At 37.5% G+C, this 13,793-nt stretch carries 10 protein-coding genes; 1 reads left to right on the plus strand and 9 read right to left on the minus strand.

Going from position 1 to position 13,793, the window contains the following annotated elements; all coding sequences use genetic code 11:
* The first annotated feature begins 32 nt into the window (after window positions 1-32).
* Window positions 33-467: a hypothetical protein gene (locus tag ACPWSR_RS06790; protein ID WP_426350933.1), complete on the plus strand. Its 435-nt coding sequence runs from the start codon at window positions 33-35 to the stop codon at window positions 465-467.
* Window positions 468-562: 95 nt separating this feature from the next.
* Here ACPWSR_RS06790 and ACPWSR_RS06795 read toward each other — a convergent pair whose 3' ends face one another.
* The 9 genes from ACPWSR_RS06795 to addB all read right to left on the minus strand — a co-directional run bounded on the left by ACPWSR_RS06795 (window position 563) and on the right by addB (window position 13,790).
* Window positions 563-1,333, minus strand: coding sequence for an ABC transporter permease (locus tag ACPWSR_RS06795; RefSeq protein ID WP_426350934.1), 771 nt, complete (start codon window positions 1,331-1,333; stop codon window positions 563-565).
* The gene (locus ACPWSR_RS06800) at window positions 1,323-2,219 is read right to left on the minus strand and encodes an ATP-binding cassette domain-containing protein (RefSeq protein WP_426350935.1); all 897 of its coding nucleotides are present in this window, start codon (window positions 2,217-2,219) and stop codon (window positions 1,323-1,325) included. The genes ACPWSR_RS06795 and ACPWSR_RS06800 overlap by 11 nt, the downstream gene beginning before the upstream one ends.
* Before the next feature lie 142 nt (window positions 2,220-2,361).
* Window positions 2,362-3,921 carry a HAMP domain-containing sensor histidine kinase gene (locus tag ACPWSR_RS06805; RefSeq protein WP_426350936.1) on the minus strand — a complete coding sequence of 520 codons (1,560 nt, stop codon included), beginning with the start codon at window positions 3,919-3,921 and terminating at the stop codon, window positions 2,362-2,364.
* A gap of 5 nt (window positions 3,922-3,926) precedes the next feature.
* Complete coding sequence (locus ACPWSR_RS06810) at window positions 3,927-4,592, minus strand: response regulator transcription factor (RefSeq protein WP_426350937.1); 666 nt, start codon at window positions 4,590-4,592, stop codon at window positions 3,927-3,929.
* A gap of 247 nt (window positions 4,593-4,839) precedes the next feature.
* Window positions 4,840-5,106 carry a hypothetical protein gene (locus ACPWSR_RS06815; RefSeq protein WP_426350938.1) on the minus strand — a complete coding sequence of 89 codons (267 nt, stop codon included), beginning with the start codon at window positions 5,104-5,106 and terminating at the stop codon, window positions 4,840-4,842.
* Between the two features lie 2 nt (window positions 5,107-5,108).
* Window positions 5,109-5,600, minus strand: coding sequence for a helix-turn-helix domain-containing protein (locus tag ACPWSR_RS06820; RefSeq protein WP_426350939.1), 492 nt, complete (start codon window positions 5,598-5,600; stop codon window positions 5,109-5,111).
* Between the two features lie 188 nt (window positions 5,601-5,788).
* Window positions 5,789-6,436, minus strand: coding sequence for an HAD hydrolase-like protein (locus ACPWSR_RS06825; RefSeq protein ID WP_426350940.1), 648 nt, complete (start codon window positions 6,434-6,436; stop codon window positions 5,789-5,791).
* Window positions 6,437-6,550: 114 nt separating this feature from the next.
* On the minus strand, window positions 6,551-10,318 hold the full coding sequence (gene addA, locus ACPWSR_RS06830; protein ID WP_426350941.1) for a helicase-exonuclease AddAB subunit AddA: 3,768 nt from the start codon (window positions 10,316-10,318) through the stop codon (window positions 6,551-6,553).
* Window positions 10,308-13,790, minus strand: a complete 3,483-nt coding sequence (gene addB / locus ACPWSR_RS06835; protein WP_426350942.1) for a helicase-exonuclease AddAB subunit AddB — start codon at window positions 13,788-13,790, stop codon at window positions 10,308-10,310. The genes addA and addB overlap by 11 nt, the downstream gene beginning before the upstream one ends.
* Window positions 13,791-13,793 lie beyond the last annotated feature (3 nt).

A 13,793-nucleotide genomic window follows, 5' to 3' on the forward strand; every position in this document is an offset into this window, starting at 1 on the left:
TATACACATGTACCCAGAAAGGAAGTAATGCAATGAATAAATTAACTACAGCACTAATTATCTCAGCATCTATATTTGTTTTAGGTGGCTGTGCTGTGAATGAAGATGTAAATCCTGGTCCTGAGCAGAACTTCCAACAAGAGGATACCTCAAAGAACAATGAGGCTACAGCTCTTACAGAGGAGGAAATAACAGAGGTTTTACATGAAAAGCTAGGAACAGAAGATCCTGAAACCGGCTTTACCTACAGCTTCTCTATAGTTGGAGAGGTTATGATAGATGAAGAGCCATTTTATTATGGCCGCTGGTCATGGCTTGTGGAGGATGAACAAGGAATGGCTACTCACCAATCTCTTCTTACAGAGTTTTTTGTGTCACAGGATGGAGAAGTAATGTATACCGGAACCTATGATCAAGAAGAAGAAAAGGTTGCCCTAGACGACGGAGAAAACTTTTTTGAGAAATAAATAATTAAGGGCTTCATCTATTGGTTATTAAAAAAACTTAGATGAAAGCCCTTTTATTTATATAAGCTTTAAGTATAAGCTAAAAATAAAAGTAATCACTTAACAACTCTTCTATCCTTATAAAGAGATAATATTAAAATTATACAGGAGATAGCTCCTAAGAATATAAAGGATTGAATCAGTGGCACAAAGTTATAGCTTCCCTTCTGCCAGAAATCTATGAAGTCACTGCTTACATAGCTCATAGGAAGGGTACTGGCCACAGCCTTTAAAGCCTTAGGTAGATTTTCTGTTGAAACTCCCATCATACCACAAAGCACCATAATTCCAAAGTATAAAACCATTGTCACGAAATAGGTTGGACCAAACTTTTTAAAGATTGTGGAAATGCCATGGGCAAATATAAAGAATATAACTCCTAAAAGATATAAGCATAGAATCAATATTAGAGCAGAGCTTAATCTTGGAATTTGAATATCTAGAACTAAAAAGCCAAAAACACTATAAATAACAATGGATATTGTCACAATAATATTTTGTGCAATTACTTTGGCTATTATTAAGCTTTTCTCACTAATTCCAAATAATCTCATACGAAGGGAAATCTGATTTTCTATTTCTTGAGAATACATTGCAGCATAGCCTAGGAATATTATAGCCATCGGTATAACCAGACTCAAGGTAATAAATACCCCTGTATTAGCCTGCTTTATCATATTTTCTGGTACCTGTGAGGCGAACCCTCTTGTTATTACAAAGGACATCACAACAGGAAATGCTATCCCGAATATAGGTATGAAAGGATTTCCTATAACATTCCTTATTTCATATAAAATAAGATTTAAGGTTGTGCCTCTAGTTTTCATATAATTCTTTTCCTTCCTGTAGATTTTTATAATAGCTTGATTTTGCATTAATTGACATAATCTCTATGTCGCTGTTGCTTCTCTTAAAGTTAATATTATTATTTATTAGAATAGAAGTAATTCTCTCTTCCACATCTTTATTTTTGCAGGATAGGGCAATTAAATGCCCTGGTGCCTCCAATTTCGGAAACATAGACATAAGCTCTTGATTACTTCCGTTATTATCTACCGTAATAATTGCATTTCCACAATACTTCTTAAATAGCTCCTCTTTTTCTCCAAAGGCAATTATTCTGCCTTCATCTAACAAGAGAATTTTATCCGCAAGCTGCTCTAATTCATCATAATAATGTGATACCACACAGAGCGTAGTTTTTTTATTACTATACCACTGTACTAGCTTATCCATAAGCTTCTGACGAGTTTCAAAATCAAGTCCTGAGGTTACCTCATCAAAAAAAGTTAAAGGTGCCTCCTGTAGCATAACCATGATAATAGTAAGTCTCTGCTTCTGCCCTCCTGAAAGAGATGAATATTTCTTCTTTAAGGAAGCTTCAAAATCAAAAAAGGTTATAAGCTCCTGAAGCCTTTTATTCTTTTTTATCCTTGTATCTAATATTGTTTCCATAATATATTTAACAGACATAGTATTTACATAATTATTATGCTGCATATGAGCTGCCATTTCTTCCGGTTTAAGCTTTGTACTTATACTCCCCCTATAGTCAGTAAGACCCAGTATGGATTTAACCAAGGTTGTTTTTCCTGCTCCGTTAGAGCCTATTATACCAATCCTATCTCCTTCTTTAAAAACAATAGGCTCATCAATCTTAAGTGCTATTTGCTTTCCGTAGCTAACCTCTATATTTTTAATTGTAAGTAGCATCTATATATCACTCCCTCTCTCATTAAATAAATTATACCAATTTAACATGAATTTCCTATGAAGCTTCAATGCACATAATATGTGAATAAAAAGAAGCTCTGTGAACCTACAAAAGATTCAAAAAGCTTCTCTTAAACTATGCCTAATTGAAAATAAGTTCTGCCTGTATACCTCTATTAAAATTATCAATTTTAATATTACAGCCTAAGAGCTTTCCATAATATGAAGCTATGTAAAGTCCCAAGCCATGTCCTTTTTCCCTGCTGTTACCTCTAACAAAGGGTTCATATATATGCTGGAGGAGCTCTTCTTCAATATATGCTCCATAATTTCTCAAGTATATATGCTTTTCTTTAATGATTATTTCAATAGTTTCTCCTGGCGGTGTATATGAAATGGCATTACATAATAAATTGTCTACTATCTTTTTAAGCATCTCTCTATCAGTTTGTATATGTGCCATAGCTCCCTGAAGCCTTACGGATAATCTCTTATCCTTGATCTGAATATCATAGCTTTCTAAGGATTGCCGAAGCAGCTCTTCTAGATCAACAGCCTCTATATTAAGGTTATCAGCCTGGTGATTCAAATATAAAATATCATCAACAATCTTCCTCATAGATTGCAGCTGCTCCTTAACCTTAGGCAGATATTCCTTTGTATTTTTATATTTCCCTATATCATTTATCATTCCATCTATCAGGAGCAATGCTGCTGTTATTGGCGTTTTTAATTGATGAGAAGAAGCCCGGAGTAATACCTCCTGCCTTTTATTCTCTTCTGATAACGCCCTATTATTGCTTTCTAGCTCCTTGTAATTTTCCCTGAGTCTTTCATAAAGCTCATTAAGATTTCTTCCCAGCTGAGCTATTTCATCCTCCCCTTCTATTTTTAATGGATCTATTTCTAAATTTTTCACTTCCCTTATGGAATCTGCGTAGATAGCTAGGTCAATAATAGGATTTACTATCCCCTTAGAGAACACCCTAGAAAAAATAAGCACTAATAAAAACACTACTGCTGCTATCATGGGCAAGCTCCCTAATATTACAGGCCTTATCTCGTCAATTTTTGGGGTCATAATTGGGAGGAAAGACATTATAAAAGAATCCTCTATTTTTCCCATTGCAATATAGGTAGTATAGTTATTGCTATCATCCTTAATACTTGTTTCAAATACCATCAGCGAATCAGATACCCTGTGTACTTTTGAACTGCCTTCCTTAAAGGTTTCCTGAACATCCTTAATATTAAAGTGAAATTCTAAAGGATAGTCATTTTTCAATATATCCTCAGGGAACAACCTATTCTTTATCAAGGAAAAATCAATGGTCTCCTCTGTGAACTCATCAAATCTTTCATAATCAGATAAATAGTATCTAATTTCATCTACTACTTCTCTTAATTCCTCATCCTTAATAAATATATCACTTTTAAAGAACTTCCCAGTTATATAAAGAGTATCCCCCTGATCTGGTATCTCTAAGGTTAAGGAACCAGTTGGATTTTTCACTGACAGATTATCATAGCTTCTATCTTTCATATATCCCTTATGCATTTCTATAATAGATTCATAATTGCTTTTTTCCATGTGGTCAACATATAAAGAAGGAAGCATAAGTGCAAAGTATCCTACAACTAAGGCAACCATAATAAGTGAAATTACCATGCTGTAGAAAAATGTTTTTTTGTTTAATCCCAACTTATCTAAGCCTCCTTATTAAACTGATAACCTATTCCGATTACAGTTTTTATATAGTTTTTAGGGAGCTTCTTCCTTAAATTCTTCACATGAGCGTCAATAATCCGGTCGTTTCCTATGTAATCCTCATTGAAAATTCTAAGAATCAATTGTTCTCTAGTAAAAGCTCTATTAGGCTCTTTTGCTAAAGCCTGCAGCAGTAAAAATTCACTTAAGGTAAGCTCTAAAGGAACACCATCATAAAAAGCTTGATATGCTTCCTCATGAATAGATAAGCCCTCTTCTATTTTTTTATTTTGCTCCTGCCATTTTACTCTTCTTAATATCGTTTCCATCCTCTTTAAAAGGATGATTGGAGATACAGGCTTAATCACATAATCATCAGCAAAGAGATTAAAGGCCTTTAACTGAGTCTTTTCATCCTCCAGAGCCGTGAGCATAATAGTTGCCAAATCTCCCCGTGTTTCTTTAATATATTGAAGCACCTCTAACCCACTGACACCAGGCACCATGATATCTAATACTGCTATATCAAATTCCTGTGCTTCCAGCAATCTCAGTGCCTCTTCCCCATCGCTAGCTGGTATCACAGTATAGTCCTTCATCTTCATATATTCAGTTAAAACCTCTAAAATAGTAGGCTCGTCCTCTAAAAATAGCACCTTAGTCATAAAGTCTCCCTCTTACTTAATTCATATATATAATTTTATATTTAAATAACTGTATTTTAATGAATTAATTTCATTTCAACTTAAATTATAACAAATCGCTATGAATTTCTGATGAATCATATTGAATAATATTACAAAAAATAAATAGATAAACTATTAATACATATACAGTTAATAATTAAAAGACGACATCATCGTAAGTGATAATATCGTCTCATAAGCTAATATTACTATTGTATATACTTTTTTATAGCTTTATCTTAACTATTTCTCCATCAGCACTTTCTATATCTACAACATACCAATCGGGATACTTTTTCTTTAGCTGGTGAATAAGCTTTATAAGCCTCCTAGCTTCATTAGAAGAAAGAGCTACCTCTTTTTGTGTGCTTTCCCCTAAATATTTATTAATTTGTTTTGTACCTATAGTAGCTGTCAGGTTATTCAATATCAGCCTTGAGGGCAGAGCTATATTTATTGTCCTGCTGCCAGGAGTTTTTACATATATTCTCATGGCTATTCCACCACAATCTCTACAATATCCCCATCAGAGGTTTCCACCTCTACCAGCTTACCTATTACGCCCTTTTCTACCATAGAAATAAGCTGAGTGAAATCTATTCCCTTAAGTGCATCATTTCCTGAAACCTGAGGCATCGCCATTCCCATTTCTAATCCCATTTTTATCAAGGGCATAGGAAGTGTAATCTTTACCTTATCTCCATCAGAAGAATTTACATATATTCTAAACATCATATCATCGATATTCTTCCTTTTTTCCTCAGGAATTATTTGTGTTTGCTTCTTTTCTTCCCTGGAAAGAAGCTCATCCACTGTTACACCGAAGATATCTGCGAGCCTTGGCAAAAGCATTATATCTGGGCATGAAATATCATTTTCCCATTTAGATACAGCCTGAGGTGAAACCCCTAATCTCTCTGCTAGCTCCTCCTGCTTTATTCCCTTAGCCTTTCTTAAGCTCGATATTTTACTACCTAATGTCACCACAATCATCACTCCTATTTACTTTATGGTTTAATTTTACAGCTTAATAACAAAGTAATGAAGGTATTATTAGTTGATTCTATACAAAAATTTACAACCAACAGTTTAATATTCCCTCAACTGTTGGTTGTTTAATTAATTTTTAGCTAAATTCACTATTAATTTTTAATATATATGAGCATAAATCTTTATTAAGCAAGAATCAATGGAAGCTCCTCAATTGAATTTATAACATACTCAGCTTCTTGAAGCTCCTCATCTGTGCCAAAGCCATAGGAGGCTCCTATACAGTGAATTCCAGAGCTATGAGCTCCTTCTACATCATGGATTTTGTCTCCTACAAGAACAGATAGCTGCCTATCCTCGGAAGTAAGACCAAGCCTCCTTATAGCTTCCTCTACAACCTCACATTTATTGATTCTCGTTCCATCAAGCTCACTACCTACTATGGCATTAAAATAATCCTTAATACCAAAGTGCTCTACTATCTTATTAACGAAGAACTCAGGCTTACTTGAGGCAATAGCCAAAATAAGGCCCTTAGCTTTTAATTTCTCTAGGGTCTCCTTAACTCCTGGATACAGGGCATTTTCAGCCCAGCCAAGCTCAGAAAATCTCTCCCTATACCTTTCAATAGCCATTAAAGCTACTTCCTCGGAAAAGCCGTATTTCTCACAAAACATATCCTTTAAAGGGGGACCTATAAAGCATATGAGCTTTGAAAGATCCTCCTCAATAATATCAAAATACTTTAAAGCATGCTGAACACTTTTAGTAATCCCCTCTTGGGAATCAGTGAGTGTACCATCTAAATCAAACAATATATATTTATATTTCAAAATAATACCCCATCCCTACAATAAAAAAGTTACTATAAACTTTTTTATACTTATATACTTAATTGTGATTGCCAGATAATATATCTATTATGATGACTCCGTTAATTAATGGATTTATAGCTCAAGAACAGCTCCATTAAAGAACAGATACAGATATTTTTCCTTTACTTCCTTTCCTGTGAGCCTCAGAAGACTCTGACAGTAATAGTCCAGCTGAGTTTTATACCTCTCAGCTATCTTGTCTTCTCCGCCTTCCTCTACATAATCTGTCTTGTAGTCTAAAAGCACCAGCTTTCCTTCTTCCTCAAAGTAGCAGTCTATGATTCCCTGTACTCTTATCATTTCCTCACCATAGATATCAGGAGGAAGCTCTGGATTTACTGTGGTAGCAGGGACCTCTATGAAGAAGGGGATTTCTCTATAGACCTTTCCTGTTGTTTCATAGGCCTTTAGAAGCCTTTTACCCAGGGAACTATTAAAGAAAGCAATAATTCTCTTTATGCTCACAGCCTTAAGCTCCTCTTCACTGATGAGCTCTAGGTCAATCATCTTCTTAAGCTGCTCCTCTATTTCTTCCCTGGTGGACACCTTAGTTAAATCTAAGTGCCTCATGACAAAGTGAACTATGGTACCTCTCTCTGCCGCTGAAAGCCCCTTTTTCTCCTGAAGGAACTGAGGCTTTCTTATGCCTTCAGGCTTAAATATAGATACAAACTCCCCGTCATATTCCTCTTTAAGAGCCTGACGCTTCAGCTCTGAGACAGATATATTTGCTGGAAGCCTTGAGGATTCCTTATACTTATAGGTGAAGCTGAGCCTTCTATTTATCTCCTCACTTAAGGCTCCTTCCTCTCCCTTTAACACTTCAATTTCTTCAGAATTATCCACAGGCTCTTCACTTTGATCCACAAGGATATCTCTCTTTTTCCACATTTGAAGCCTCCAGAAGGAGTTTTCATGGTCCTCAGTTATAACAGCAGCCTCACCGATTATTTCTCTTAAAGGCTTTCCATCAGGATGCTTCATCATAGCCATGGCTATCCAATCTAAGTAGCTTGAGCCCTTTAGCACTTCCGATTCTGGTATTTTTCCGAGGAAGGAAGAGCCTTGGGACCATTTCTTCATAGAGCTTTTAAAGCTTGCAGCTCCTGTTATTATTAGCTTTTCCTTTGCTCTGGTAAGGGCTACGTAAAGTACTCTCATCTCCTCTGATAAGCTTTCTAAAAGGAACTTTCTCTTTATGGCTTCTTTAGCAATAGTAGAATAGCTTACCCTGTCTTCTATGTTCACATAGCTAGGTCCATAACCCAACTCCTCGTGGTATAAAACATCTCCCTTTAAATCCATAAGATTAAAGTTCTTACCGGTTCCCGATAAAATCACCACAGGGAATTCCAGTCCCTTACTCTTGTGGATACTCATTATCCTTACTACATCCTCATTCTCCCCTAAGATCTTAGCACTGCCCATATCACCGCTGCTCTTCCTCAGACGATTAATGAAGTTGATAAAGTTAAACAAGCCCTTGAAGCTGGTTTTATCATACTCCTTTGCCCTCTGGAACAAAATCCTAAGGTTTGCCTGTCTCTGTATTCCCTGAGGCATGGCACCTACATAGCCATAATAAGCAGTATCCATATATAGATACCAGATAAATTCATCTATAGGCATGTATATAGACTTATCTCTCCACTCCTCAATCTTCTCCAAGAAGTAGCGGCACTTTTCCTGAAGCTCTTGATCCGCAGCTTGTTCCTTATCCGCAATAAGACGTATATTTTCATAGAAATATCTATCCTTTTCCTCAGCGCGTAAATCCGTAAGATCCTCTGGAGAAAAGCCAAAGATAGGAGAACGAAGCACTGCCAGCATTGGTATATCCTGCATAGGATTATCTATAATCTGAAGAAGAGACATCACAGTTCTTATCTCCACCGTCTGGAAGTACCCAGTATTGGTATCAGCATAAACAGGTATCCCCTGCAGTCCAAGCTCCTCAGCAAAGACCGGAGCCCAAGCTGTAGTTGCCCTAAGCAAAATTACAATATCCTTATAGCGGACTCTTCTATATTCCTTAAGATCCTTATCAAAAACCTTAAACTCCCCTATAACATCAGGATTTATCAGCTTTTTAATCCTCCTAGCAACAAGCCTAGCCTCCAGCTGCACCTTACTAAGCTCCTCTTCAGATATAACCTCACTTCCATCCTCCAAGGAAGCTTCCTCCTCAACTCCGGTTACCTCTTGCCTTTCTTCTACTTCCTCGGTGTTTTCTTCTTCTTGGGTGTTTAGAATATGAAGCTCAATGGGACCACCAACTATAGTTTCAGCCTCTTCTATCTTCTGAAAATCAGCACCAAGGTTTAGGGCCTCCTTATTGGTATAGCTCAGCTCTCCTACAGTTTCAGACATGAGCTCCTTAAAGAGGTAGTTAACTCCCCTTAGGACTTCATCTCTGCTTCTAAAATTTTTGTAGAGGAGTATTTTTCTACTTTTCTGCCCTTCTTCTTCTGGATATCTAGCATACTTATCCAAAAACAGCTCTGGCTTTGCCTGTCTGAAGCGGTATATACTCTGCTTAACGTCTCCTACCATGAAGACATTAGGTCTATCAGAAAACTTACGGGATACCATGTTTATTATGGTCTCCTGAACATTATTGCTATCCTGATATTCATCTACTAATATTTCCTCAAAGGTTTCTCGAAGGGCTAGTGCTACGGGACTTGGCTTAATCTCTTCTCCATCCTTTTCTGTAAGGATCTCAAGACAGAAATGCTCTAGATCATTGAAATCTACAATACCTCTTTCTTTCTTAAGAGCAGAATATCTATCCTTAAACTCTAATACAAGATTAGAAAGCTCCCTCATATAAGGGTACATGGCCTTAACATTTTTTATTGCTTCTTCTTCAGTGACAGCCAGGGTTCCCTTACCTAGGCTTTCTACCTTTTTCTTTACTTCAGCTCTTATGGACTTCACCTTATCCTGAGCCGAAGGGTCAGAAACATTAGCCTTTCTCACAGTTTTAAGCTTAGAGAAGGCTGCTAGGGTAAAGGCTCTCTGTGCAGAAGCATAGCCTTCCTCCACCTTAGCAAGAAGATTGTCTATAACCTCCATATCCCCGGTAAAAGTAAGCTCATAGGGTTCTAGACCAGGAGTATCGGATATTATTTCTAAGGCATATTCAAGCCTTCTCTTCATTCCCTGAAGCTCTGTTTTTATACCTTCTAATATGATTTGACCCCAAGGACTTTTCTCTATAGCAAAGTCCTCTGGAATATTAAACTCCTCTGCTTTATCTAAAAGCCATTTTTCTGGCCAAGGGCCACTCATGGAAAAGCTGAAAAGATTGTAAACTAGCTCCTGAAGCTTTCTATCATCCTTTCCTCCACCAAAAGCCTCCACTAGGTTGATAAAGCCTTCATTTCCCTCATCATACTTATCCTCAAAAAGCTCCTGTAGGGTTTCCTGCTTCATAAGCACCGTTTCTGTATCTACGGCTATCCTGAAGCCTGGGTCTAAATCTATATGATGAAAATTATTTCTTATAACATCTAAGCAGAAGGAATGCATGGTGGTTATATTAGAGCGGTTTAATAAAGTAAGCTGTCTCTGAAGAAGCTTTGATTCAGGAGTCTTATCCAGCTCCTTACCTATGGCATCGGCTATTCTTTCTCTCATCTCCGCTGCTGCAGCATTGGTGAAGGTAACTACCAGTAGCTTATCAATATCCACAGGGCGCTTTGGATTGGTTATTATTCTGATGATTCTTTCCACCAGAACCGCTGTTTTACCGGAGCCCGCCGCTGCTGCTACTAAAAGGTTACAGTCTCTAGTTTCAATTGCCGCCTGCTGCTCCTTGGTCCAATTAGTTGCCATCTGCCTTCTCTCCTTCCACTGCTTTTTTAATCTTATTCTTCATTAGCTCCCATACGTCCTCATCCTTCTTTTTAAGGACTAGGTTATACTTGTTATCCTTCATGCTGGTATCAAACTGGCATACAGAAGCATAGCTGCAGTATTCACAGGCCTTATACTTAGTATTTTTTGCAGGATTAATCTTAATATTACCCTTTAACATCTCATCACATAAGGCTACTATACTCTCTCTTACATACTGCCTTAAAATCTCAAACTGCTCTTCTGTAATAGCTGAACTGGACTTACTCACCGAGTCATCGGAGTTGAGCCTTGCAGGAATTATTAAAGAATAGCTTTCCATGGTTTTATCCATTTCCTTTATGATTTCTGCATCCTTTAATAGAAGACCCTTGAGCTTAAGCTTTTTCATAATCTTCTCTTCTATATCTTCCTTGCTTATTCCAGGCTCTCCACTGACTATAGGATCATCCAGCTTGAAGTATAGAATTGCTCCTGGCATGCTCTGATTCTTTATTATGGTCTCTGAATTAGATAGAAGGGCTTCTAAATATATTAAAAGCTGCACCTGAAGCCCATAATATATTTCTGAGATATCCAGGCTCTTATTACCAGATTTATAGTCTATTATTCTCACATAGGTCTTACCCTCATGCTCCATAACATCTACTCTATCAATACGTCCTCTTAAGGAAACCTCTTCTCCAGAAGGAAGCTTTAAGGTTATTGGTGGTATGGTGTCTTCCTTGCTCTTACCAAAGCTTACCTCATAGCCTAAAGGCTCAAAGCTACCCCTTTTAATCTGCTCAGATATTATATTTACAGAACGAGCTATTATCCTCTTCATCCTGTTTCCCATAAATTTATACCTAGCTGAGCTATTGAAGATAGAATTATTCTTGCTGCTGAGCATATCATCTACTATCTTATCTATTGCCTTACGGGAATAGTCCAAATTTACGTCCTTCCAGCTCTTACCCTCCTCCTCTAAATTATGAGAGAAGGTATCTATAACCTCATGCATGAAGCTTCCAAGATCAGGAGAGCTCAGCTCATATATCTTTCTATCCCTGGCCTTAAGACCATACTGAACAAAATAAGCAAAGGGGCACTCTGCATACTTTTCCAGCCTTGAAACACTGAAATAATAAGGTCTTCCATAGAGATTTCTTATCTTTTCACTGTTTATATTCTCCACCTGATTGCTGTAGCTTAAGGCATCCTCTATACGCCGGGTCTTTTCGCTCCACTCCTCATGATTTTCAAACCAGTACTTTGCCTGACCCCAGATTTCCTCTACCTCTTCCCCCTCCTGATCCCTTCTTAAGGCACCAATTAAGCTATTAAAGGTAGGCTGAGGTGCTGTTATACTGCCAAGCTCCATGTAGGGAAGATTCTTCTTAACTATGTCACTTTCCTCATTTAGCTTTCTAAATATCTTTTTAATCCTGGAAATTACTATAGAAGCTCTCAGAGCCTTCCCCTCAAAATCTGCCATGGGATAAGAAAGCATCAGATACTCTCCTGCCATGGTGAGGGCTGTATAAACTAAAAGCTGCTCCTCAAAGGCCTTGGTTTTAGTATCAGCAGCCAGCTCTACGCCTCTTTCCTTTAACAGGAGCCTATCCTTATCAGAAAGAATTCCTTCCTCCTTATCAGCTCTTGGGAACACTCCATCATTTACTCCTATGATGTACAGAGCCTTAACTCCATGACTCTTAATCCTTCCTATATCACCTATATTAACCTGATCCAGGGCAACAGGGATTAGGCCTATCTGGCATTTTTCAAAGCCTACATTTAGTATTTTTACAAATTCCTCTAAGGCTATATACTCATCACCCATGGTTTCTTCCAGCTGATCTAAAACCTCTAGTATAAAGTCTAATACCTGATCATACTGGCTTACATTTTCCTGCTCTCCTCTTTCACTGAAGGCATCTCGCCAGCTCTCCATCCTCTGCAGAGCACCTATATCCACTATATAGTCATATATAGCAATACAGAGCTCCCGAACCTTAGCCTTGTTCTTTATCCTTTTATGAATATCTAAAAGTGGGTTAACCACCGCTTCTCTTATCTCATTAACCCTATTTATAAGAGAGCTTTCATAAAGGCTCATGGCCTCTTCTCCGAAGCTATGGTTCATTCTATAGCCCCACATGTCCTCAAGCCACTTACTGCCTCTTATTCCATTAGCCAGAACATAATTCTCTAGAAGGTCAATATCCTCTCTAGATACATCAGTGAGTCCTGTCTTAAGATATTTAAATACAGACTCATAGGACCAATTCTTGGTGAATATCTCAAAAAGTGAATTTATCAAAACCACCATGGGATTATCTAAAATATCTACCTTTTTATCCATGAAGAAAGGAACATCATATTCTCTAAATATCACTGCCGCAAGCTTCTCATACTCATCCAAATTTCTGCATACCACTGCTATATCCTTATACCTGTATCCCTTATCTCTTACCAGACGCAGGATATCCGCTGCCACAAACTCCAGCTCATCATAGCTATTTTGTGCCCTATATAATCTCAAGGATTCTGGGCTCTTATTGTAATATTTATAGGGAAAGTTATAGTAATATTTCTCTAGGTGGGAAAGCTCCTCATTATCCTGAAATCTATGACAGCAGTCACTGTTTAAATCCACTGGCTTCAGATAACCAATGTTATTATTTTCTGCAAGACTGGTTATTCTTCTTTCCATGTTAGCCGTTACACTGAAGATATCCGTAATATCGTCTATGTCATAGAGAGATTTTGTATCGGATAAAAGAGTAACATTAACCTCAGTAGCACAGCATAGGAGCCTTTCAATAACCGCATACTGCTGTGGGGTAAAGGTAGTAAACTCATCAATCCATATTTCTGCTCCCGCATACATATTGCAGCCCTGAAGCTTTTCTGCAAGTAGTGTCAGCTCATCCTGAGGATCTAAGAACTTTTTATGTATGCTTTCCTCGAAGGTTCCATAGAGGAGGCTTAAATCCTTAAGCTTATTTTTAAGCTCCACTGCCTCTTCTATTTCCTCTCCTTCCTTCTTTAATATTTCCGGGGTAATACTATACTTTTTAAACTCAGTGATGGCATCGGATACTATATCCACAAAGCCTCTCTGCTTGCTGGCTTTATGGAAGACCTTCATCTCACTCTGAGCTTCTTCTATTATCTTATAAAGAAGCATAGACTTACCTGCTTCATTCATTCTTCTGTGGGTTACTCCTCCCAGCTCACTAAAAACATTATGAGCCATTCTCTTAAAGCTCAAAACCTCTGCTTTTAGTATGCCAAGCTCCCCTATGGCACTTAAAAGCTTCTTTTCTGCTGTAAAGGAATATTGCTCGGGAACCAAAAGTATGAGCTTGTTAGGACTATTTTCGTCGATTCTTTTCTTAATACTGTCTAGGCAGTACTGGCTTTTGCCGCTGCCTCCTCTTCCATATATAAACCTAAGACTCATAAT

Source organism: Alloiococcus sp. CFN-8, assembly GCF_049943125.1.
Classification (GTDB): domain Bacteria; phylum Bacillota; class Clostridia; order Clostridiales; family Clostridiaceae; genus JAEXZL01.